This window comes from Bacteroidota bacterium (assembly GCA_016718825.1).
GTDB lineage: Bacteria > Bacteroidota > Bacteroidia > J057 > JADKCL01 > JADKCL01.
This window is the reverse complement of sequence record JADKCL010000016.1, coordinates 154522-177393: the sequence shown is the minus strand read 5'-3', so window position 1 is coordinate 177393 and position 22872 is coordinate 154522. Positions and strand designations below refer to the sequence as shown.

Here is a 22872-nt window from a genome sequence, read left to right as displayed (position 1 = left end):
AAAAAATTTAGAACTCAGTACATAGATATAAATGGGAAAGAACGAAACATACTGGAACGGATTGGAGCAATACCAAGCTGAACCAGGGTTTGGGAAAGACCAGAAGGACGAGTTTTCTGAGGATCTTCCGATTGGGGAAGCCCTTTCTGAGGAATCGCTTGGATTTTCCAGCAATCGCAGGGATTTCCTCAAGTTGTTCGGCTTCGGTCTGACGGCAGCAGCGATTACCGCCTGCGTAAAGGCTCCTGTAAATAAGGCGATTCCTTATGTGGTCAAGCCAGAAAACGTAACCCCGGGCGTAGCAAGCTGGTATGCAACAACCTGCCAAGGTTGCGCCGCCAATTGCGGTTTGTTGGTGAAGTCTCGCGAAGGTCGTCCAATCAAGGTAGAAGGTAACGACCTTCATGCTTTGTCCAAAGGAGGAACCTGTGCTGTTGGCCAAGCTACGATCCTTAATCTGTATGATTCAGATCGCCTCAAGGCTCCCAAAGGCCCTCAGGGTGCTACCACTTGGGACAGCGCACTTTCTGAAATCAAAACCAAGTTGGACGGTGTCAAGGCTTCAGGTGGCAAGGTTTACCTTGTAAGCAACACGCTCACCAGCCCAACTTCCAAAAAGGTCATTGAAGGGTTTTCTGCTCAATATCCTGGTGCAAAGCACGTGGTATATGATACCACAAGCTTCTTTGCATTGGCTTCTGCACACAATGGCGGAGGTTCGCATTGGTTGCCAAGCTTCAACTTCGCCAAGGCGGATGTGATCGTAAGCATCGATGCAGACTTTTTGGGCAACTGGATCTCGCCCGTCCAATTCACAAAGGATTATATCAGTAAGCGCAAAGTCACGGAAGAAAATCCGACGATGTCGCGCCATATTCACTTTGAGTCGAGGTTGTCACTCACCGGTTCGAATGCAGATTTGCGCGTTCCGATGAAGCCAAGCGCACTTTATGGCGCTGTGTCTAGCCTCTACAAGAAGATCGTCGGTGGAAATGGTGTCGATTTTGATGCCGCAGGTAATGCTGTCAACCGTGCTGCGATCGAACTGAAGAAAGCTGGTCCTGGCAAAGCGCTCGTCATCTGTGGGATCAATGATGTCGCAGTTCAATCCGTGGTGAAGGCCATCAACGAAGCACTCGGCAGCTATGGCTCCACGATTGATGTTGCTGTCCCGAGCTATCAGGCGCAAGGCAATGACGTCGACATGATCGACTTCATGAACAATGTCGGCACTGCCGGTGCAGTGATCTTCCTGGATGAAGCCAATCCGGTGTATGATGCAGCAGGCGGAACCAAATTTGGTGAAGCACTCGCCAAACATCCGTTGACGATTTCTTTCAACAGCAAAGAAAACGAGACTTCCCAAAAGTGTAAATACGTTCTGGCCCAGACACATTATCTGGAAGCATGGGACGATGCAAATCCCGTCGCAGGTCATTACAGCTTGCAACAACCATTGGTTCGTCCGATTCATGGTTCGCGTCAATGGCAAGACATCCTTTTGGGATGGACGGAAGCTGCCCCTGCCAAGAAGTACTACGATTACCTGAAGTGGAATTGGGAAACAACGATGTATCCAACACAGAGCGCTGGAGGAAATTTCCGCAAGTTCTGGGAAGGTATCGTGCGCAATGGCTACTTCACCAATGCAGGCGCTGCAGTTCCTGTTGCCGTCGAGCCTGAGGATTCCGAAAAGCCAAAAGCGAAAGGCAAAGTAAAGGCTAACGAGGAAGTCGTTGAAGCTCCAGCTCCAATCGTGGCCGATGTCAGTACACATCTTGAGACGGTGAATGCTGCCTTCAACAAAGGCAAAGCTGGCCTCGAATTGGTGGTCTACGAGAAAAATTACATGCGTGGTGGCCGCTATGGCAACAACCCATGGATTCAAGAGATGCCGGATCCGATTACAAAGGTGACCTGGGACAATTATGTCTCTATTCCCTACGGATGGGCAATGTCTCAGAATATCAAGGACGGTGATAAATTGAAGGTGACAGCCAACGGCTACGAAGTCACCCTTCCCGCCATCGTTCAACCTGGCCAGGCTAATGATTCGATTGCCATCGCATTGGGTTGGGGCCGCGCTGACATTGTCGGCAAGGTTTCCAAAGGTGTGGGTGCAAATGCAGCTCCGTTCATCAGCGCTGCCAATAGCCAATTCCAGTATCATTCTGCTGGAGTGACGATTGCTCCGACTGGCGAAAACATTGAAATGGCCAAAACGCAAACCTATATCGGTTACGATATGGTTGCTGAAGGTGGTCATAGCAAGCGCGAGCAAATCGAAGGACGTATCAGTGACTTCATTACGAAGGAAACGACACTTGCTGAATATGTCGAGCATAAGTCGGCTGGCAACAAGCGTCCGTCTCCGCATCACATGATCTCCCTTTGGGATATCCATGATAAAAAAGGCCACCACTGGGCAATGGCCATTGACTTGAATGCTTGTACCGGTTGCGGAACTTGTATTGTGAGCTGCAACGCAGAAAACAATATTGCAACTGTGGGCCGCGACGAAGTGCGCCGTCGCCGCGAAATGCACTGGATGCGGATTGACCGCTACTTCAAAGGTGATCCAGATGCACAGGACGGTAGCTTGCAAGTGTTGCATCAGCCGATGCTTTGCCAACACTGCGATAACGCTCCTTGTGAGTCAGTCTGTCCAGTGCTCGCAACTACGCACAGCGACGAAGGTCTGAACCAACAGATCTACAACCGCTGCGTCGGTACACGCTACTGCGCCAACAACTGTCCCTACAAAGTGCGCCGCTTCAACTGGTTCAGCTATTACTGGAATGATAAGTTCAAGGATGTCAATCCAACGCAACACGACAAAGTGGGTCGTTTGGTGTTGAATCCTGACGTGACCGTGCGTGCCAGAGGGGTCATGGAAAAATGCTCCTTCTGCGTGCAACGTATCCAGGAGAAGAAGCTCGTCGCCAAAACGGAGATGCGCAATCCTCACGACGGCGAAATCAAAACGGCTTGTCAGCAGTCCTGCCCCGCCGATGCTATTGTCTTTGGAGACCTCAACGATGAGAACTCCGAAATCAACAAGCTCTTCTACAACAAGCGCGGTTACCACGCACTTGAAGATGTGAAGACACTCCCAAAGGTATTGTACCTGACCAAAGTCAGAAATACAGAAAAATCCGCTGGAACACCTGCTCACGCAGAAGGTCATGGCGAACCCGCATAATCTGATTAAGAATAAAAGGAAATAACCGAAACGAAATGTCACATCACGTTTCTCCTTTAAGAGGCCAAGAGGTGTTAGGTGGTTTAAATTACCACGATGTCACCGAAGGCGTTTTGAGGCCGCTGGAAAACAAACCTGCCAAGCTATGGATGCTGGCAATGATGATTTCCATGACGGCTTTAGGCATCGGACTGTTTTGCATTGGCTATGCAATCTGGTACGGTATCGGAACTTGGGGTCTGAACAAGACTGTAGGTTGGGCCTTTGACATCACGGACTTTGTGTTCTGGGTGGGTATCGGTCACGCAGGTACCTTGATTTCGGCAATCTTGTTGTTGTTCCGTCAGACTTGGCGAAACTCAATCAACCGTGCTGCTGAGGCGATGACCATTTTCGCGGTGATTTGTGCGGCGATCTTTCCGATGATTCACATGGGTCGACCTTGGTTGGGTGCATTTTGGGTTTTCCCTCTGCCGAATACGCGTGGTCCGCTCTGGGTGAACTTCAATTCACCGCTTCTTTGGGACGTATTTGCAATCTCGACCTACTTCTCGGTATCCTTGGTGTTCTGGTATTTGGGTCTTGTTCCTGACTTTGCATCGGTACGTGACCGTGCCAAAAACAAGATCGCCAAGATGGTTTATGGCGGACTTTCTTTGGGATGGAATGGATCTGCAAAAACTTGGTACCGCTTCGAATTGGTCTCCTTGATTTTAGCAGGCGTTTCAACTCCACTGGTGCTTTCTGTGCACACCATTGTGTCGATGGACTTTGCAACCTCTGTAATTCCTGGCTGGCACACGACGATTTTCCCTCCCTACTTTGTGGCGGGTGCAATCTTCTCCGGCTTCGGAATGGTGCAGACCTTGCTCGTTGTGACGCGGAAGGTGTATAAATTGGAAAACATGATCACCATGAATCACATGGAGGCAATGGCCAAAATTGTGATCTTGACAGGTTCTTTGGTCGGCATTGCCTACGGCACAGAGTTTTTTATCGCTTGGTACTCTGGCAATCACTTTGAGAGCTTCGCATTTGTAAACCGTGCTTTTGGTCCCTACTGGTGGAGCTACTGGATCATGATTTCCTGCAACGTAATTTCTCCACAGTTGTTCTGGATCAAGAAGATTCGCACAAGCATGCTGGCGACCTTCATCTTGTCCATCTTCGTGAACATCGGGATGTGGTTTGAACGATTTGTAATTATCGTGACTTCTTTGCACCGAGACTATTTGCCCTCAAGCTGGGCGATGTATACACCAACTTGGATAGAGATCGGAACTTTCGTGGGCACATTTGGAATTTTCTTCACGTTCTTCTTTGCCTTTGCTAAGTTCTTCCCTGTGGTGAACATGTTTGAAGTGAAAACATTGATTCATATTCCTCATAATCAACAAGATGAGCACTGAGAATCATTCTGTGAAATTTTTGCTGGGCAAATTCAAAACGCCCGCAGCCTTGAGCTCTTCGGTTACTGCCTTGCAGTCCGAGGGTATCAAGGTCTATGATGTGTATTCGCCGTTTCCTATCCACGGCATGGAAAAACTTCTGGGCTTTAAGCGTTCACGCTTGACAGTAGCATCGTTTTTCTTTGGCCTGACGGGAATGTTGTGCGCCATTTTGTTGCAAGTGTTCATGCTGGTCTGGGACTGGCCGATGGACATCGGTGGCAAACCATTTTTCCAAGGCCCTGCCCTGGTGCCGGTGACTTTTGAGTTGACAGTGCTTTTCGCTGCATTCGGGATGGTATTTACCTTTTTGTTTGTGAATAAGCTGTTTCCTTGGAAAACGCCAGTGTTGTTTGATCAGCGCATTACGGACGATGTATTTGTGCTCGCGATTGATCAGAAGCAATTGAAAGGCAACCCAACGTCAGCAAGAGAAATTTTGTTGCACTCTGGCGCCTACGAGGTTGCAGAACAAGAAGTTAACGACCCTTACTTTGACGTGTTTTAAGACTCATGAAGCATCCAAAACACATATTCAGCATCGGTGCGATCCTAGGATTGGCTGCTTTGGCAGTGTCCTGTGGACGTGATCCCAATGATCCGGGGATTCAGTATGCACCTGAAATGTACGAGGCCATTCCTTATGAGCCTTTCAAGCAGGTGAGGGACAGCATCACCCCGTTTTTCAATCATCAGACGATGCAGGCGCCGCCGGACGGAACTGTACCGCGCGGTGGTTATTTGCAGGGGTTTGAATACGCCGAAGGCGACTCCATGCGTGCGACGGCTGAGGTGATCAATTACCCCAACCCGATAGAAAAATCGCCTGCAGTGTTGGCCGAAGGCGAAGTGCTTTATGTGCGCTTTTGTGCAGCATGCCATGGTAAAACCGGTGCTGGCAATGGCCCAGTGACGAAAAATCCTGCGATCAAGCCGCTGGCTTACGACAGCGATAAGTTAAAGGGTTATACTGACGGTCAAATTTATCACACCATTATATATGGTCGTGGCGTGATGGGAAGCTATACCTCCCAAGTCCAATATGAAGACCGCTGGAAGATTGTGCATTACGTGCGCACCCTTCAAGGAGCGGCTGCAAGTGACTCGACAGCGAGTGACAGCGCAGCAGTGTTGAATGTAGTACCAAAAGATCCTGCTGCACCTGCTGTCAAAGGCAAGGGCAATGGAAAGTAATCGCCAATTAGATAATAAAACGAAAATGGCGCATCAAGCATCTGAAGAATTGAAACCGTTTCGCATGGGGAGCAACCATACGCGAAACTTTGGAATCCTCGCCGCAGTAGGAGTGGTGCTCTTTATTTTGGGCATCGTGCTATCGTTGGTAAAGCTTCCATCTGAAGAAGGTGAAGCAGCTGCTGCACCTGCTGGAAAAGAAGAGCATCATGAAGAAGGTTCGAAACCTGAGCATCATGGTTCTGCAGCTGAAAAGGTAACTGCGCAGTATGCATCTGCTGGGCATGAAGCTGCACCAAAAGGCCATGGCAATGCTGAAGGGCATGAAGCAGCTGGCGAAGGTGGTCATGGCGGCCATGTCATTCATGATACCAAATCGGAGGGCGGAACTTGGCGCCGTGCGCAGTTTCATGACGATCAGGCTATTGCCAATCATCATGAAAAGGAGGTAACCCTTGCATCGAAGATCGGCGTAGCCTTGGTGATTGGGGGGTACCTGTGGTTTGCGGTCGCATTGTTTGGCGTATTTTTCATGGCTGTCAGCTACACGGCGAATGCAGGTTGGTATGTGATGTTCAAACGTGTACTTGAGAGCTTCTATCGCTTTCTTCCAATTGGATCGGTCATCTTGCTGATTGTGTTTTTCGCCTTCGGTGCCGCTGTTTATGACTGGCAAGCCGAATCCGCAGCACACGACGCATTGATTCAGCACAAGAGTGCCTTCCTCAATGTCGCATTTATCCTCGGAACTGGCGTTTTGTTGGTGGGCATTTGGGCATTTTTGGGCCACATGCTTCGCTCGAACAGCTTGGCTGAGGAAGCAAATGGTGGATTAACCTATCACAAAAAGTCACAAGGCACCTCGATCCTTTTCTTGGTACTCTTCGGCTTTGGATTCTCCGCTTGGGCTTTCCTCTGGATCATGTCCGTCGATCCGCACTGGTTCAGTACCATCTTTGCAGTGTATTGCTTTGCAGGATTGTTCGTGAGTGGGATGACGGTGACAATGTTCATCACGACTGGTTTGAAGAAGGAGGGTTACCTTCCGAATTTCAGCGCCGATCACTTGCATGACATTGGTAAGTTCATGTTTGCCTTCAGTGTATTCTGGGCATACATCTGGGTGTCACAATACCTGTTGATCTGGTATGCGAATATCCCTGAAGAAACGATCTACTATTATCACCGCTTCCAAAACTACAGCGTACTTTTTGGAATCAACGTGTTGATCAACTTCATTTTCCCATTCATTGCTTTGATGACGCGTGATGCCAAACGTAAGGCTGAATCGCTTCGTTCCGCAGGACGGGTAATGTTGTTAGGCCGGTTCTTGGATGCTTTCTTGTTGCTCGTGCCAGGTGCACTGGGCGCTGAAGGCGGCTTCTCGGTGATGTTGATGGCTGCAGGTGCTACCTGCGTATTTGGTTCGATCTTCCTGTTCGTGGTCTATTCTGGATTCAACGGGCTGAAAATGGAACCACGCAATCACCCCTTCTACGAAGAAAGTTTGCACCATTCCACTGGGGTTTAATGGGTGGTCGTGCAGAACAAATTGGATTTGAAATTGGTTAATGAGCATAGGATAGCATAGGTAAATTGATATGAATTTCCGAGCAAAATCCTCGATAAGAGAAAACATGGGATCTCGCATTGCAGGGAAACTGCGTAGCGCGATCTTGGCAGCCGCATCATTGCTGATGCTGTTGGGAATCAACAGTTCGGTGTTGGCTGCAGATGCCGCAAAAGGTAAGATTGCCTTTGATGCAAACTGCGCCAGGTGCCACAATGCACAACTGGATAAGAAAGGTACCGGCCCCGCCTTGATGGGAGTTTCCAATAGGATTCCTGGCGGTGATTGGAAATACCGTTGGGTAGCCAACTCTGCCAAATTGATTCAGGAGGGCGATGCCTATGCCGTCAAGATTTGGAACGAGAATGCCAAAGGTGCAATGGATCCATTTCCAGCCTTGTCGAAGGAATCGATTGACGACATCTTTGCATGGATTGATTCCTATGTTGTCGCAGGCCCCAAGGTAGGTACTGATAACAGCATTGCCATTTCAGATGATAAATCCCTGAGTTCCCTTTGGAATTGGCTTCGCTTGTTGATTTTCGTGATTGTGATCTTGATGGTCAACATTGCGATGCAAGTGGCACGTCTGCGTGGTGTCGAGTTTTTTGCTGGAATCAACCTTGACAAGTTGAATGCAAGGTTGATGTTGGGCTTTTTTGTCGTTGGGTTGATCGCATCGACTTGGAGTATTCAAGTGTTCCAACCTTATTTTATGGCATCTAACAGTGCTTCGGTGCATGGCGTGGAGATAGACCAACTTTTTTGGATTACCATGGTTGTCGTTTACACAGTTTTTGTGCTGACAAATGGAGTATTGTTTTACTTTGCTTACAAGTACGGCAAGGACGGTGGTCGCAAGGCTAGGTACTATCCTGAGAATCACAAGTTGGAGTTGATTTGGACTGTAGTGCCTGCTGTTGTGTTGGCCGTTTTAATCATCTTCGGCATCAAAACTTGGACTTCCATCATGACGCCTCCTGATGGCCCAACTGTCAAAGTAGAAGTGAATGGTCAGCAATGGGGTTGGATTCTTCGGTACGCAGGTGCCGATGAGAAATTTGGCGACATAGACGTTCGCAGAATCGGTGGTGACAACATTTTAGGTGTTGATTTGAGCGCAGAGCATATCGCTTCGCATGATGACTATATTTCAGATACCATGTTTATCCCCAAAGGTGCCACGGTGGACTTGAAAATTCGGTCACGCGACGTGTTGCACAGCGTTTACCTCCCGCACTTCCGAGTGAAAATGGATGCTGTACCTGGCATGGATACACGTTTCCACTTTGTCACCAACCAAACGACAGAGGAATACCGTGATTTCTTGATGGGCAATCCTTACTGGAGCCAAGTGGATACGGTCGTTTCAACCACGATCAAAAAGGGTGAGAAATTGAGCGATGGTACTATTGCTACAATGGATGTATCAGTAACTGATACCATTCACAAGGCTGATAAGTTCGATTTCGAACTTGCCTGTGCGGAGGTTTGCGGTCGTGGCCACTATTCCATGCGGAAGGTTGTCGTCGTCCTTGAACCTGAAGCCTACCAAGCTTGGGTCGCCAAGGCAAGTAAAACCACACTATATGTTCCTGGAACGGAAGCTCCCAAATTGGATGTTGAATCTCCAGTTGCAGGGTTGAAGGAAGGTGTCGTGCAGGACGGCAACGTAGGAATTCTCAAATAATAACATTAGAAGTCAGCGATAGCGATATTAATAGCGGTTATGGCAGATCACGCAATTACATTAGACAGAGGTCACGAAGAGGCACACGGTCATGATCACGATCATGAGCACGAGCATCACAAGCAGACCTTTATTACCAAGTATGTCTTTAGCCAAGACCACAAGACGATTGCTAAGCAGTTTATGTTCACGGGCATATTCATGGCAATGGTTGGTCTGTTTATGTCCCTGATCTTCAGGTTACAGCTCGCTTGGCCCGACGCAGAAATGCCTTGGCTTGAGTCGATCATTGGCAAGTGGGGCGAAGGCGGTAAGTTGGATCCGAACTTCTACCTCGCCCTCGTTACGATGCACGGAACGATCATGGTGTTTTTCGTACTCACTGCAGGGTTGAGTGGCACATTCTCCAACTTTTTGATTCCGCTTCAGGTTGGCGCAAGAGACATGGCCTCCGGGTTCATGAACATGTTGAGCTACTGGTTCTTCTTCCTTTCGTCGGTTATCATGTTGGGTTCCATTTTTGTGACCAACGGACCTGCAGGTGGTGGATGGACGATCTATCCTCCGTTGAGTGCATTACCAGCAGCTAATCCAGGTTCGGGATTAGGCATGGACATGTTCTTGGTGAGTATGGCATTCTTCATTGTATCCTCACTACTTGGATCAATCAATTATATCACAACGATCATTAACCTGCGCACCAAGGGTTTGTCGATGACAAGACTGCCGCTGACCTGCTGGGCTTTTATGATAACAGCGATCTTGGGCACGCTTTCATTCCCCGTTTTGTTTGCAGCGGCTTTGTTGTTGTTGATGGATCGGAATTTCGGAACGAGCTTTTTCTTGAGTGACATCTACATCGGAGGAGAGGCTCTACCGAATGAAGGCGGTTCTCCAGTGCTCTTCCAACACTTGTTTTGGTTCTTGGGCCACCCTGAGGTGTACATCGTTTTGTTGCCTGCCTTGGGGATCACCTCTGAGATCATTTCGACGATGTCGCGTAAGCCGATTTTTGGTTACCGCGCGATGGTTGGATCCATGTTGGCAATTGGTATTTTGTCCTTTGTTGTGTGGGCACACCACATGTATGTAACGGGCATGAACCCTTGGTTAGGAACTGTATTTATGTTGCTAACGCTGATCATCGCTGTTCCATCAGCGGTAAAGGCATTTAACTACATCACTACACTTTGGCAAGGTGACTTGAAGTTCTCGCCTGCAATGCTGTTCTCGATCGGATTGGTCTCGATGTTCATCTCCGGTGGTGTAACAGGTATTTTCCTAGGAAATGCTGCAATTGATATTCCTTTGCATGATACTTACTTCGTTGTAGCCCACTTTCATATGGTGATGGGTTCTGCCGCAGCGTTTGGATTTTTCGCTGGGATTTATCATTGGTTTCCAAAAATGTTTGGTAAAATGATGGATCCTAAATTAGGAACGCTACACTTTTGGTTCACTTTTCTCTCGTTGTATCTTGTGTTTTATCCGATGCACTTCATCGGTATGGGCGGTGTTCCACGTCGTTATTACACGTATTCAACTTTCCAGTTTACAGGCATTGAAGCCTATATGGATTTGAGTCAGTTTATTACGATTTCCGCGATCATTGGAGTTTTTGCACAATTCATCTTCATTTACAACTTGTTTGTAAGTATCCGTCGTGGCAAAGAAGCGCCGATGAATCCTTGGGGTAGCAATACCCTAGAGTGGACGACGCCAATCCATCCTGGTCACGGAAACTGGCCTGGCGAAATTCCAACGGTCTATCGTTGGCCATACGATTACTCACGCCCAGGATTGAAGCACGATTATTTGCCCATGCATATTCCGGACAATGATCCAGAATGGTTTGAAGGCGCGCCGGATCCAACGACGACACCTTCCCGTGAAACGGTGGCGCATTGATCTTTGAGATGGTGAAAGATAACAAGACAGCACCGCTCGAACTTTGGTACAGACGTATTGCAACGATTTCGGTTGGTGCTGTTTTGTTTTTGATACTGGTTGGCGGAATTGTGCGTAGCACTGGTTCAGGGATGGGATGTCCCGACTGGCCCAAATGTTTCGGACTTTTTGTGCCACCAACCCAAGTGGATGAAATTCCACAGTCGTTTTTTGAAAGTCATCCGCAATTTGAATCGAAGACGTTTAACGCCTTTCAGACTTGGATTGAATATGTCAACAGACTCGTCGGTGCTACCATTGGGTTGTTGATGTTTCTGACCGCGGTTTTGTCGTTGAGCTTTGTGCGCAAGGACAAACGTGTGTTCCTTCTGAGTTTTGTGGCGATGTTGCTGACCGGTTTCGAAGCTTGGCTCGGAAAGTTGGTGGTCGACAAGAATTTGGAAGGAGGGATGGTAACCATTCACCTTCTGGTTGCAATGGTGATCGTTGCCTTGTTGATTCTCGCCAATTATCTCGTCGGCAGAAGGATTTATCCTGAAGCAACGGAAGTCAAGAAGGTTCCAAAGCAACTCGTTTGGCTTGGATTGGCAGTCATTGTTATGACGGTTTTCCAAATCCTGATTGGTACCAAAGTGCGTGAGTCCGTGGACATCGTCGCACAGCAGGTGGGAATGTCCCAACGTTCAGAATGGTTGCAAGGTTCGTTGAGCTATTCGATTCATAAGATTGGTTGGTTAGTCATGGCGGGTTTGGTTGCTGTTTGGATTCGAAGTGTGTTGAATCATTTCAGCAGCCATCCGATGATGAAAAGACTCTCCATCGGGTTGATCGTCGCAATTGCTGCCGAAATTGTATTCGGGTTGGTACTTGCAAATTTTGACTTGCCTGCAGCCGTGCAACCTTTGCACATGTTGTTTGCCAACTTGATCTTTGCAGCTGAATTTGCAATATGGATTCACCTCGTCGGAAAGTCGCGAGACAACGGATGAAATTGAAGGCGAGTTGGATTGATTGTTGGATTGAAGATTTTGGTTTTGATAACTCCTTTTGGGAGCAAAGATAGATGCAGAGTAGCAACGCTACATTAACGGAAAGTGCTAGGACGGGATTTCCGGCCCGCGTGAAGGCTTACGTGCAATTGGTAAAGCCCAGGCTTACTTTGCTTGTAGTTTTCTCAGCGATTTTCGGCTACATGATGGCCCCCAATGTTGTGGGGATTAATCTCTGGACAGTGCTTGCGCTCGGCTTGGGTGGTTTTTTAATCACGGGCGCCTCCAACACGCTCAACCAAGTCATTGAGGCCGAGTATGATCGTTTGATGACCCGCACACAAAACCGTCCGATGGCCAAAAAGGTAATTTCACCACTCGAAGGGGTGATTTTTGCCTTGGTTTGCGGTTCTGCCGGAATTACATTGTTGGGCTTGGTATTCGAAGGACTTGTTCCAGCGCTGCTCGGCGTGATTGCATTGTTGCTATATGCCTTCGTGTACACGCCTTTGAAACGCGTGAACTCGATCGCTGTTTTTGTGGGTGCGTTTCCCGGTGCAATGCCACCGCTGATCGGTTGGGCTGCCGCGACGGGCACTTTGAGCACTGAGGCCTTGGTGTTGTTTTTGATGCAATTTCTTTGGCAATTCCCGCATTTCTGGGCAATTGCTTGGGTTTTGGAGGACGATTACAAAAAGGCTGGTTTCAAAATGCTGCCTTCCAATGCAGGTCGTAGTGGCTTTACGGCATCGATCATCCTTGTTTACACCCTTCTATTAGTGCCGGTGGTGATTTTGCCCTTGGCGGTTGGAATGTCGGGATGGATTACAACGGTTGTGCTGGGTTTGGCGGGTGCCGGATTTAGCATTCAGGCATTCATCTTGTTGCAAACGCGAACCATCAAATCGGCAAGCCGATTGATGTTTGGTTCGTTTATCTATTTGCCGATTGTGCAGATAGCCATGTTGATCGATAAGTTTTAATGGATATGGGCGGAATGGCAGTGGAAGCGAACGAGAAGAAGTACATCATTCATCCAGCGAAATTTAATCTCTGGCTGTTTATCGTGTCGATCATATTGCTTTTTGGTGCTTTGACGAGTGCTTACATTGTGAGCAAAGGCATCGAAAGCGACAAGGATATGTGGCATTACTTTTCCATGCCTAAAGTGCTCTGGTTGAATACAGGCATTTTGTTGGTGGCAAGTGTGATGTTGCAAATTGGGCTCTGGGGGGCGCGAAAAGGCGATTTCCGCAGGGCCAAAATAGGATTCAGCCTCACCATGTTGTTGGGACTGATTTTCTTGGCCGGTCAGGTGGTGGCTTGGTTCAATTTGACTGAAGAAGGTGTTGTTTTTGGAGCGGGCGGCAGTAACTCCGGCAATTACCTTTACGTTATCACCTGCCTGCATGGATTACACATCGTTGCAGGCTTAATTTTCATGGGTTACGTGTACGTGCGCCTGATGGGCAACCGTTACCACCCGGGAAACATCGTTGGAATCGAAAATGCTGCGACTTTCTGGCATTTTTTGGGTTTGCTCTGGTTGTATTTATTTATATTTTTGTTGCTCAACCAGGGCAATCCGTTGGTATAAAATCTGAAATGGCTTAACTCAATCGCTTAAAAAATGGCTCAAACAGCGACAATTCCGAAGTCACTATGGGATGGCGGCCGGAAGCCCTTCAAGGCAACCTATGGCAAGCTGATGATGTGGTTTTTCCTCATGTCAGACGCATTCACCTTTTCGACTTTGTTGGCAGTTTATGGTGTGATTCGATTTGCGAGTGGCACCCCTTGGGCAAACCCGGAACTGGTATTTACCCACTTTCCTGGGCTCTATGAATTGTTTCATATCGAGGCCCCGCTTGCATTCGTTGGATTGATGACCTTTATCCTCATCGCTTCCTCCGTTACGATGGTGCTTGCAGTTGAGGCAGGGCATCGCATGGATCAAAAGGCGGTTGAGAAATACATGCTTTGGACCATTTTGGGCGGTGTGGCATTTTTGTCTTGCCAAGCCTACGAATGGTATCACTTTATCATCGGTACACATGGTGCGCACCATATCGCAGGAGCAATTCATTTGCTCGACGGCACGGTTGCACAGTTTATGCCCGGCGATGGTGGACTTCAAATCATGAACGGCGTGGATCACCTTGGGGTAAACCTGATGGCACCTGAAAATACTGCCTTGTTCCAGCAATTGGTTCCTGCGGCTTCTTTGTTGCCAGACGGTTCGGTAAATCCAGAGGTCATCATCAGTGGTGCAAACCTTACTGTCAATCAGTATGCGCAAAATCCATCCTTTGCGAATTTGTTTTTCTTCATCACCGGTTTCCACGGCACGCACGTGGCTTCAGGTGTGTTTTTGAACTACTTGATCTACAAGTGGACCAAAAACGGAGAACTGCAGCGTCGTGGACACTATGAAATGGTCGAAAAGGTCGGTCTTTACTGGCACTTCGTGGACCTCGTTTGGGTGTTTGTGTTTACCTTTTTCTACCTCGTCTAATCTGAAAAGTTATGTCAGATACACATCACAATGCGCATTCAAAGGGCTATGACAACGATCAGAGCCCATACACCCACCCTGATATCCATACGCATCACGATGAAGCCGCGGGTGTCACTACCAGAAAGAAAATCTGGCAGGTGTTTTGGATCCTGTTCATCCTGACCGCTATCGAATTTGTGATCGCATTTACCGTTCCAAGGGGTGCATTCAGAAATATCACCTACATTCTGATGACGTTGGTGAAGGCCTTCTACATCGTGGGAACCTTCATGCACTTAAAAGATGAAGTTAAAAGCCTCATCATGACCATCCTGATTCCCCTTACTTTCGTTCTGTGGCTGATTCTTGCCCTGTTGATCGAAGGTGGATTCTACGGAAAAGGCTGGTTCTTGGGCCTCTAGAAATGAAAAAATACCGTGCGTTTTTTGTTCTGTTCCTGATCCTCATCTTTCCGATTTTGATCTATGTCTTCATCAAGGCATTTGGAACGCAGAACTATAGACCCATCGAAACTATTAGCGAAAAAATACCGAATCCGGACGGAAGTCTGGATTCGGTGTTTAAGGCTGTGGGTGATTTTTCTTTTGCCTCTCATCGGGGAGATACCCTCCGGATGGATTCCTTGAAAGGGAAAATCTGGTTGGCCAACGTTTTTCATGGCAATTGCTCCGATGCTTGCGACATTGAAAACGCTTACATCAAACAACTCCTCACCAAGGATTTCCCCACGGATCCTGACATTCGGATTATTTCGTTTTCCGTGGATCCCGCCAACGACAGCGTTCCTGTTTTGAAGGCCTATGCTGAGAAATTGGAGGCAGACCGTCGTTGGTACTTTTTGACAGGCAACCCAGCTGTTCTCTCAAAATTTCTGATTGAGGAACTCAAATTCCTGCCGACGGATCCTAAAGCATTGTCTGAGAAGGGCCTGACGGATCGCACCTTTCGTTTGGTGGATTGGGATGGTCATCTCCGTGGCAGCATCTACCACAGTGCTGCAGAAAATGAAATGGTAACCATGGCACAGCACATGGTCTTTTTGCAAAAGGAGCTTGCCGACATGCGTTCCGGAGCGCATTCTCCCCAGTGATTCTGGGTAATCCACTGTTTGCGTTTCATGGAAACGCATTACTTTTGCCTCGGTTAACTTAGCGACGAAGGTTTTGCGAAAGAATGCACGTCCCCTGTTCATTTTGGCTACCATCCTGATTGGAGCCGGAATCTCCTACATGATCATGTACTATGTGGTTGGGGTTCCAACGACATCACCAATTGGTACTTCAGTCAAGATACTTCCGATCATGGTTCCCAATCCCGATGGCGGGCAGGATTCAGTGATTAAGACCGTTGGCAAATTTTCATTCGTTTCGCAGACCGGCAACACCATTACGCAAGACAGCCTTCGCGGGAAAATTTGGGTGGCGGATGTCTTTTTTACGACTTGCACGAGCATTTGTCCCAAATTGAGCCAAGGCCTTCAAAAAATTCAAACTGCATTTGCCGACGATCCGGAGGTGAAGTTGGTTTCGTTTTCGGTTGATCCTGAGTACGATTCGCTTTCCATCCTTCAAGTCTATGCAGCACAGTATGGGGCGAGACCGCACCAATGGTATATGTTGACAGGAAACAAAACCGACCTTTACAAGGTTGAACATGAAGATTTTTTCTTCAGCGCCACAGAAGATGAGGACAAGACGATCAAGTTCGTTCACGACAATACGCTGCGCCTGGTGGACAAGGAGGGAAGATTCAGGGGTGGATTCTATGATGGAACCAATCCCGTCGAAGTTGATTCAGTGATTGCGGATATTAAGCGATTGAAAAATGAGTACGCTCAAAAGAAATGACAGGCTTTTTGTTCCCTTGATCGCAACGTTGAGCGTTGTCGTTCCGGCGTTGGTGGCGTTGCTGCTGTTCGCGGATTTTGGGGGCGCCGCCTTCGTGGGGGATTTGAGTTTTTTGCCCGCGATGAATGCCGGTATCAACAGCATTGTAAGTGTACTCCTGATTGTGGCCCTTCTGTTTGTGAAAAAAGGGAATATCCAGGCACACAAGACCACGATGATCACGGCGTTGGTGCTGTCGATCTTTTTTCTCGTTTCTTATGTGTTGTACCACGGCGCTAACGGAGACGTAAAATTTGGTGGCACCGGAGCGATGAAAGTCACCTACCTGGTGATCCTGTTTTCGCATATCATACTCTCGATGGCCGTGGTGCCATTGGCTTTGTTTGCGACCTACCGCGGTTTGAGCAACTCTATCGCAAGCCACAAGAAAATCGTTAAATGGGCCTGGCCGATTTGGCTGTATGTTTCAGTGACGGGTGTCATTGTTTATTTGTTTGCGCATGTGTTTAATCCGGCATTGGTAAACTGAGCGTCTATGAAAAAGTATTTGGCTATCCTGATTCTTGCTTTTGGAATGATTTTTCTCCCGCAGTTGTCGGATGCGCAATGCCCCATGTGCAAGGCTGCTGTGACTTCGGGATCCAATTACGGTGCCAAAGGCAATCAAATTGTTGCGGGGCTCAACACTGGAATTTTGTACCTTTTTGTACTTCCCTACGGATCCTTGTTGCTCATCGGCGTGGTTGTTGTCGTACATTATCGCCGCAAGCAGCGTGCCGACGCCATGGAATTGTCCACTACCACAGTCGAGGATGTGATCGGAGACCATCGGCCGACAGGCAGACCATCCGCTGAATAGCTCATCTTGCTGTCATGGAAAAGCCCAAACCAATAGCAGCTGTTCCCTCACGGTTATTCGCACTGGCAAATTGCCGGTGTCCGCGGTGTCGTGAAGGCGAATTGTTTGAAAAGCCAGCATATCGTATCGACGCGTTCTACAAAATGTACCCTGAATGCACGCATTGCGGGCAGGATTTTGTGATCGAACCAGGCTTTTATATGGGAGCTTCCTACATTGGCTATGGCTTTACCTCTTTGATTTCGGTGATAGGTGCATTGGGATACGTTTTCCTGTTTCCGAGTTGGAACGAATGGGCCGTCATCGCACTGATCGTAGGCTTGATTCTCGTCCTCCTTCCGCTCATTTTTCGATATGCAAGCACGGTAATGCTCCATGGTCTTGGTAGTGTGCGGTTTGATCCCGGTTTTGCGCGAAGGTTCAAATTGTATGTCGGGGAAGACGGCCAATTGCATTCGGAGAAATTGGAAACCGCCGAATAGTTCTCATCCCGTTTTTCTTCCATTTATCCCAAATCTAAATTTCCGTAGTTTGGCGGAAATGCAATTACCCACTCGAATTGGTTGGCAAGGGCAGGAGCAGCCTTTGATGCCCCGCGAAAACATCCTGCGGAGGATTTCCTATGGAGGCGTGCTCCTATGCATGGCTGGACTCGTGACGTCCCCGGCGCTGCTCAGCATCGGAATCATCATGGTGATGGTCGCTGGATTGTTCCTTTTTCCACTTCGGGAGCAATTGCGTCGGTTTTGGGCGCACAAGCCAGCGGTTTTTATGTCGTTGTTGTTTTTTGTCGAGCTTGTTTCCGGCCTGTGGGCCAGGGATATTGCAATGAAGCGATGGCTGGAAGACCTGACCATCAAGGCTCCACTTTTTCTTGGGATGTATGGTCTGGCCGTTTTGGGACCATTTTCTTTGAAGCAGGTTCGAATTGCACTTGGCTTGTTGTTGCTGGGAACCTTTGTCGCTGGAACCGGTACCGTGATCGATTACGTAGTCAATGCAGCCGAAATCAACCACCGCATCGAAATATCAAAAGAGGTGCAAGTATGGCTGGGAAGTCCGCACATTTATTTCAGTGTGGTCATGTCCTTTTCGATTTTAGGAGGGATTTGGTCCGCGATGCAGCCGTCTCCTTTGCTGTTCAAGGGAGACCGCTTTGTCTTACTCCTGCTTTCGTTGATTTGTTTTGTCGAAATGCATGTGCTCACCACAAGAACCGGCCTTGTTTGCCTTTACCTCACCATTTTAACCCTCGGATTGTTGCTTTTGCTGCGCAAAAGGCGCTATCTGCTTTCCATGGTGCTGGTAATTGGTCTGCTTTCGGTGCCGGTTGCGGGTTATTTCGGATTGGAATCTTTTCAGCGCCGCATCGACAACACGGCGATGGATGTCACCGAATATTTCAAAGGGCATGATCCCAATTACCTGAGCATCGGAACCAGGTTTGAAAGTTGGAAGACTGCCATTAACCTATGGAAGGAGCATCCTGTTTTGGGGGTTTCTAAAGCCGATTTGGACGCAGACATGACCGATCAATACGTCATCGACAAGACCAAACTCTGTCCGGAAAATTTTCAGGAACCACATAACCAATTCCTTGAAAATCTGGCTGGTTTGGGTATCGTAGGCTTCTTGGTGCTTGCATTGGCTTGGTTTTATCCAATACTTTCAAAGGCATGGCCCAAGGATCTGATTTTCTGGGCATTCTGGCTGAATTATACCTTCGCGATGATGGGCGAATCCACGCTTGAACGGCAAGTGGGCGTCGGATTCCTTGTACCTGTGTTCATGCTGACGCTGGGAGTGAAAAAGTGAAAAGTGAAAAGTGAAAAGTTCAAGGGCATTTTGAACTGCCTGTGATGTAGGCCCATTTTCAAATTCCCTTTGGAATGTTCGACGGCTGACGTGATGAGCATCTCTTTTGTGACGCCGATTGCCACTCCTATCTAAATTCTCCTTTTTCCATTCCTAATTCTCCCTTAATCCGTCCGTTTCTCTGTACACTTCCGTAAAAGCTGGGGATAGAAGTGGTTGATATCTGGGGATGGATTAAGATAATTTGTGGTTCAAATGATTTGAAGAATGAAGCAAGGTTGGATTAAAACGTTGTTGTTGGGGGCTTTGGCGATGCCAGCTTCACTAATGGCTTCAATGCCAGGGGATTCAGTAGGGGTGAAGGTCGTGAATGGCAAGTCATTCGTCCTTTATAAATTGGCAAAAGGAGACAATCTCGGCAAGCTCTCCCGTGAGTACGGAGTCAGTGTCGCATCGTTGGAGGAGTTGAATTCTACGACTGCGGCTACGATTCAAGCGGGTCAGATTCTGATGGTGCCTTCCCGAACAGCCGCTGCCGGAATGTCATTGAAAACAGTGGTAGATCCCAAGCCGACGGTTGTACAGCCAACGCCAACAGAAATCAAGCCCGTTACAGCGCAAAATTCCGGCGCACAACAAAACCCATCCGGCGGAGAAAGAAAACAACATACGGTCCAAAAAGGGGAGACCCTCTACGCTGTTTCGCGCAAATACAGTGTGTCCGTTGATCAAATCAAGCAATGGAACAGTCTCTCGGTGGATGGACTCAAAGAAGGGCAGAAGCTTTGGGTGAGTGCATCCGGAACGGCCACCGTGACTCCAAAAAAGGTCGAGGAACCCGTCAAACCCGTTGAACAGCCCAAGGTGGTGGTCGCAGTAAAGGAGCCTGCTCCCAAAGCCGCTGATGTCAATCCGGCAGATATCGCACCGAATGCGGTGAAGCCAGTTGAAGCGAACAATGGAGGTGGCGACCAAGTCGCAACCAAGGTAAAACCGGGACCCGGTGTACACGTCGTAAAACCAGGAGAAACCCTGTTTGCCATCGCACGCACCTATGGGATGGACGTGAGCGAGTTGCGCAAAATCAACCGCTTGGAAAATGCAACCATCAAGGAAGGCCAAGCTTTGAGAGTCAAGGCTGATTCCAACGAGAATCCCAATCAGGGCACGGCATTGATCGATGCGATCGAACAAGTACAAGATTCCACGCCGAAGCTCGAGCAATTTCCAGATTTGAAAGTATTGACAGCTCCAAAGGCGACCACAGTCCCTTCGGCTGCAGTAGTGACGGTTTACAAGGATAAATCTACCGGCGTAAGTTACAAACGCGTCGAGGAGACGGGTCGGGTAGGAGCCATCCAAGACTTTGCCACCGACCAGACACGGTTCTATGCGTTCCATCGCTATTTGCCCACAGGATCCTATATCCGGGTAGATTATCCTGACAAGGGGCAATCCATCCTCGTAGAGGTCATTAATCAATTGCCAGAAAAGGATCCCTATACCGTCAGGCTGAGTGCAAAGTGCATGGATTACTTGATGATTCGCGAGGCTGGCGCGGAAGTGCGTTTGCGTTATGTGATCCCATTTGGTGAATAGCGTTAATTGCAAAATATTATTCTGAAATTATCTATGTCCGCGTCTCCAAACGCGGACATTCTTTTGAATTTAGATTGATTGTTTGGGTTCTAGTGAATATTTTATAGCTTTCGGTTCCCTAATTTGATTAACGGAACACGATATGTGGCTGAATAATATCCTCGAGACCATGGGCGACACGCCCCTTATCAAGATCAACAACGTGGCTTCGCACGTAAAGCCCACTGTTTTGGGCAAGGTTGAATATTTCAATCCTGGCAACAGTATCAAAGACCGCATCGGGGTCAAGATGATTCAGGATGCCGAACGCAAAGGCTTGTTGAAGCCCGGAGGAACCATCATCGAGGGAACTTCAGGAAACACCGGTATGGGACTTGCCCTTGTTGCTGCGATCAAGGGTTATCGCTGCATCTTCACGATGCCCGACAAGCAGAGCAAGGAAAAAATGGACATCCTGCGCGCGATGGGTGCGGAAGTCGTCGTGACGCCTACTGCGGTCGAGCCTGATGATCCCCGTTCGTATTATTCCGTTGCCAAGCGCCTCTCCAAGGAAATCCCGAATTCTTATTATCCCAATCAATACGACAACCTGAGCAATCAGGAGGCGCATTACGAATCGACCGGGCCCGAAATTTGGGCGCAAACCGAAGGCAAAATCACGCACTTGGTCGCCGGTATGGGGACATGCGGCACCATGAGCGGCATCGCGCGCTACCTCAAGGAGCAAAACCCGAACATCGTTTGTGTGGGCGTCGATACCTATGGTTCAGTGTTTAAGAAATACCACGAGACCGGCGAATTTGACCGCAATGAGATTTATTCCTACCTCACCGAAGGAATCGGCGAGGACATCCTTCCTGCCAACCTGAACATGAGTCTTGTCGATCAAATCATCAAGGTGACCGATAAGGATGCTGCCATCATGGCCCGTAAGTTGGCGCGTTTGGAAGGCTTGTTCGTGGGTTGGTCTTGTGGATCTGCGATGCATGGTGCATTGGAATACGCCCGAGGACTCTCCAAAGACGATGTCGTGGTGGTGATCCTTCCTGACCATGGCACGCGTTACCTCGGAAAAATCTACAATGATCAGTGGATGAGCGATCACCACTTCATCGACAAGGGCAATATGCTCACCGCCCAGGAAATCCTGGATCGCAAGGGCAAGGTGGATACTTTGTTTTCGGTTTCCACGAAGTCCACGCTTTCCGAAGTGATCCTGCTGATGCGTGAGCACAGCATCACGCAATTGCCGGTGGTAGAAGGCGGCAATGTCGTCGGTACCATCAATGAAAGCCGGGTGCTCAACACGATTTTGGATGACCCAAGTCTGAAGGATAGCCCAGTGGCGGATTGTATGAGCGATCCTTTCCCGTTTGTGCTACCCACCACGCGCATCGACTTGATTTCCAAAATGATCAACAAAGATTGCCCTGCGGTCATGATGCAAGATGCCAATGGCGGCTTGCATATCATCACCAAATCGGATTTGATTGCAGTTTTGGCGGGTTGATTGCCAAAGCTGATCTTCGTTACAAGCAAAGTGCGCACTCCACCTGGGTGCGCACTTTGTTTTATGGGCAATAAAAAAGGACCAACTTTCGTCGGTCCTTTTTCTATTGTTTCGAGAGAATTATTCTCCGTCTGCTGGCATCAACGTGTCGACGGTTGATGTCGCGCTGTCCATGGCGTCTTCGAGGCCTTTGCCAAGGTCATCTAGGCCACCGGTGTCGCCTGCACCTTTGGTGTAAGAAGCCTTCCAAGCACCGTCTTCCTTGACAAGGTTGAGGGTTTTGTCAGTGCCATTTTCCTTGTAGTTCAAGGTAGCCTTGTCGCCTTCCTCCTTCACTTCGCCGATCTCGATTTTGTCAGGATTGGCTTTCTTTGCATCGGATGTTCCGGCCATCATTTCGAGGGCACCTTGTGAATCCTTGCTAGCAAATTTCTTTGCGCCTTCGATGTCGCCTTTGGCCATGGCTGTCAAGAAGCTTTCGCCAGCAGCCTTAGGACCGGCAGCGCCACCGCATGCCCACAACACTACTACTGCGAGCAGTGCAACAGCAGAAAATTTCAATGTTCTTTTCATAATTTCAATGTGATCGTAAAAGACTAATAATTCAGATTAACTGTTCATCGCTGAACTGCGACAAATGTAGTTTGCTATACGGGTACTTCATTCGTTTGGTCCGTAAAGAATGGCTAAAAACACAAGATTAACAATGGCCTAACATGCTTC

General features: G+C 48.4%; 21 protein-coding genes. 20 read left to right on the top strand and 1 reads right to left on the bottom strand.

All coding sequences use genetic code 11. The annotated features are described in order from the left end of the window. The first annotated feature begins 31 nt into the window (after positions 1-31). From IPN95_19005 to IPN95_18910, 20 genes are all read left to right on the top strand, one after another. Entirely contained in the window at positions 32-3202 is a 3171-nt protein-coding gene (locus IPN95_19005; GenBank protein ID MBK9451458.1) for a TAT-variant-translocated molybdopterin oxidoreductase, read from the top strand. A 35-nt stretch (positions 3203-3237) separates the two neighbouring features. Next, positions 3238-4611: a polysulfide reductase NrfD gene (gene nrfD / locus IPN95_19000; GenBank protein MBK9451457.1), complete on the top strand. Its 1374-nt coding sequence runs from the start codon at positions 3238-3240 to the stop codon at positions 4609-4611. Beyond that, on the top strand, positions 4601-5158 hold the full coding sequence (locus IPN95_18995; GenBank protein MBK9451456.1) for a DUF3341 domain-containing protein: 558 nt from the start codon (positions 4601-4603) through the stop codon (positions 5156-5158). The genes nrfD and IPN95_18995 overlap by 11 nt, the downstream gene beginning before the upstream one ends. Positions 5159-5163: 5 nt before the next feature. Then, positions 5164-5844, top strand: coding sequence for a cytochrome c (locus tag IPN95_18990; protein MBK9451455.1), 681 nt, complete (start codon positions 5164-5166; stop codon positions 5842-5844). Positions 5845-5869: 25 nt separating this feature from the next. Next, positions 5870-7375, top strand: coding sequence for a quinol:cytochrome C oxidoreductase (locus IPN95_18985; protein MBK9451454.1), 1506 nt, complete (start codon positions 5870-5872; stop codon positions 7373-7375). Between the two features lie 106 nt (positions 7376-7481). Further along, entirely contained in the window at positions 7482-9104 is a 1623-nt protein-coding gene (locus tag IPN95_18980; GenBank protein MBK9451453.1) for a c-type cytochrome, read from the top strand. Between the two features lie 39 nt (positions 9105-9143). Continuing rightward, positions 9144-11012 carry a cbb3-type cytochrome c oxidase subunit I gene (locus tag IPN95_18975; protein MBK9451452.1) on the top strand — a complete coding sequence of 623 codons (1869 nt, stop codon included), beginning with the start codon at positions 9144-9146 and terminating at the stop codon, positions 11010-11012. 11 nt (positions 11013-11023) lie between these two features. Then, positions 11024-12001, top strand: coding sequence for a COX15/CtaA family protein (locus IPN95_18970; protein ID MBK9451451.1), 978 nt, complete (start codon positions 11024-11026; stop codon positions 11999-12001). Positions 12002-12075: 74 nt separating this feature from the next. After that, entirely contained in the window at positions 12076-12984 is a 909-nt protein-coding gene (gene cyoE / locus IPN95_18965) for a protoheme IX farnesyltransferase (protein MBK9451450.1), read from the top strand. Positions 12985-12998: 14 nt separating this feature from the next. Beyond that, positions 12999-13598: a cytochrome c oxidase subunit 3 gene (locus IPN95_18960; protein MBK9451449.1), complete on the top strand. Its 600-nt coding sequence runs from the start codon at positions 12999-13001 to the stop codon at positions 13596-13598. Positions 13599-14114: 516 nt separating this feature from the next. After that, positions 14115-14516 (top strand): cytochrome c oxidase subunit 3, encoded by a 402-nt coding sequence (locus IPN95_18955; protein ID MBK9451448.1) that lies wholly within the window; start codon positions 14115-14117, stop codon positions 14514-14516. A gap of 11 nt (positions 14517-14527) precedes the next feature. Continuing rightward, positions 14528-14920 (top strand): cytochrome C oxidase subunit IV family protein, encoded by a 393-nt coding sequence (locus IPN95_18950; GenBank protein ID MBK9451447.1) that lies wholly within the window; start codon positions 14528-14530, stop codon positions 14918-14920. Positions 14921-14922: 2 nt separating this feature from the next. Further along, positions 14923-15609, top strand: a complete 687-nt coding sequence (locus IPN95_18945; protein ID MBK9451446.1) for an SCO family protein — start codon at positions 14923-14925, stop codon at positions 15607-15609. A gap of 73 nt (positions 15610-15682) precedes the next feature. Further along, complete coding sequence (locus IPN95_18940) at positions 15683-16366, top strand: SCO family protein (GenBank protein MBK9451445.1); 684 nt, start codon at positions 15683-15685, stop codon at positions 16364-16366. After that, the gene (locus IPN95_18935) at positions 16344-16895 is read left to right on the top strand and encodes a DUF420 domain-containing protein (GenBank protein ID MBK9451444.1); all 552 of its coding nucleotides are present in this window, start codon (positions 16344-16346) and stop codon (positions 16893-16895) included. Before IPN95_18940 ends, IPN95_18935 begins: the two co-directional genes overlap by 23 nt. Before the next feature lie 6 nt (positions 16896-16901). Then, a complete protein-coding gene (locus tag IPN95_18930) occupies positions 16902-17225 on the top strand; it encodes a hypothetical protein (GenBank protein ID MBK9451443.1) in 324 nt (107 codons plus the stop codon). A 143-nt stretch (positions 17226-17368) separates the two neighbouring features. Then, a complete protein-coding gene (locus tag IPN95_18925) occupies positions 17369-17707 on the top strand; it encodes a DUF983 domain-containing protein (GenBank protein MBK9451442.1) in 339 nt (112 codons plus the stop codon). Positions 17708-17765: 58 nt separating this feature from the next. After that, the gene (locus IPN95_18920) at positions 17766-19040 is read left to right on the top strand and encodes an O-antigen ligase family protein (protein MBK9451441.1); all 1275 of its coding nucleotides are present in this window, start codon (positions 17766-17768) and stop codon (positions 19038-19040) included. A gap of 267 nt (positions 19041-19307) precedes the next feature. Then, positions 19308-20639 (top strand): LysM peptidoglycan-binding domain-containing protein, encoded by a 1332-nt coding sequence (locus tag IPN95_18915; protein MBK9451440.1) that lies wholly within the window; start codon positions 19308-19310, stop codon positions 20637-20639. Positions 20640-20781: 142 nt separating this feature from the next. Further along, positions 20782-22149: a cystathionine beta-synthase gene (locus tag IPN95_18910; protein MBK9451439.1), complete on the top strand. Its 1368-nt coding sequence runs from the start codon at positions 20782-20784 to the stop codon at positions 22147-22149. A gap of 120 nt (positions 22150-22269) precedes the next feature. On the opposite strand, the gene IPN95_18905 is transcribed toward IPN95_18910, so the two are convergent. Continuing rightward, positions 22270-22722 carry a DUF4878 domain-containing protein gene (locus IPN95_18905; protein ID MBK9451438.1) on the bottom strand — a complete coding sequence of 151 codons (453 nt, stop codon included), beginning with the start codon at positions 22720-22722 and terminating at the stop codon, positions 22270-22272. Positions 22723-22872 lie beyond the last annotated feature (150 nt).

Excerpts from the sequence above, each read along its gene's own strand:
- IPN95_19005 (MBK9451458.1), top strand. The coding sequence starts at position 32 with ATGGGAAAGAACGAAACATACTGGAACGGATTGGAGCAATACCAAGCT.
- nrfD (MBK9451457.1), top strand. The coding sequence starts at position 3,238 with ATGTCACATCACGTTTCTCCTTTAAGAGGCCAAGAGGTGTTAGGTGGT.
- IPN95_18995 (MBK9451456.1), top strand. The coding sequence starts at position 4,601 with ATGAGCACTGAGAATCATTCTGTGAAATTTTTGCTGGGCAAATTCAAA.
- IPN95_18990 (MBK9451455.1), top strand. The coding sequence starts at position 5,164 with ATGAAGCATCCAAAACACATATTCAGCATCGGTGCGATCCTAGGATTG.
- IPN95_18985 (MBK9451454.1), top strand. The coding sequence starts at position 5,870 with ATGGCGCATCAAGCATCTGAAGAATTGAAACCGTTTCGCATGGGGAGC.
- IPN95_18980 (MBK9451453.1), top strand. The coding sequence starts at position 7,482 with ATGGGATCTCGCATTGCAGGGAAACTGCGTAGCGCGATCTTGGCAGCC.
- IPN95_18975 (MBK9451452.1), top strand. The coding sequence starts at position 9,144 with ATGGCAGATCACGCAATTACATTAGACAGAGGTCACGAAGAGGCACAC.
- cyoE (MBK9451450.1), top strand. The coding sequence starts at position 12,076 with ATGCAGAGTAGCAACGCTACATTAACGGAAAGTGCTAGGACGGGATTT.
- IPN95_18960 (MBK9451449.1), top strand. The coding sequence starts at position 12,999 with ATGGCAGTGGAAGCGAACGAGAAGAAGTACATCATTCATCCAGCGAAA.
- IPN95_18955 (MBK9451448.1), top strand. The coding sequence starts at position 14,115 with ATGCCCGGCGATGGTGGACTTCAAATCATGAACGGCGTGGATCACCTT.
- IPN95_18950 (MBK9451447.1), top strand. The coding sequence starts at position 14,528 with ATGTCAGATACACATCACAATGCGCATTCAAAGGGCTATGACAACGAT.
- IPN95_18945 (MBK9451446.1), top strand. The coding sequence starts at position 14,923 with ATGAAAAAATACCGTGCGTTTTTTGTTCTGTTCCTGATCCTCATCTTT.
- IPN95_18935 (MBK9451444.1), top strand. The coding sequence starts at position 16,344 with ATGAGTACGCTCAAAAGAAATGACAGGCTTTTTGTTCCCTTGATCGCA.
- IPN95_18930 (MBK9451443.1), top strand. The coding sequence starts at position 16,902 with ATGAAAAAGTATTTGGCTATCCTGATTCTTGCTTTTGGAATGATTTTT.
- IPN95_18925 (MBK9451442.1), top strand. The coding sequence starts at position 17,369 with ATGTACCCTGAATGCACGCATTGCGGGCAGGATTTTGTGATCGAACCA.
- IPN95_18920 (MBK9451441.1), top strand. The coding sequence starts at position 17,766 with ATGCAATTACCCACTCGAATTGGTTGGCAAGGGCAGGAGCAGCCTTTG.
- IPN95_18915 (MBK9451440.1), top strand. The coding sequence starts at position 19,308 with ATGAAGCAAGGTTGGATTAAAACGTTGTTGTTGGGGGCTTTGGCGATG.
- IPN95_18910 (MBK9451439.1), top strand. The coding sequence starts at position 20,782 with ATGTGGCTGAATAATATCCTCGAGACCATGGGCGACACGCCCCTTATC.
- IPN95_18905 (MBK9451438.1), bottom strand. The coding sequence starts at position 22,722 with ATGAAAAGAACATTGAAATTTTCTGCTGTTGCACTGCTCGCAGTAGTA.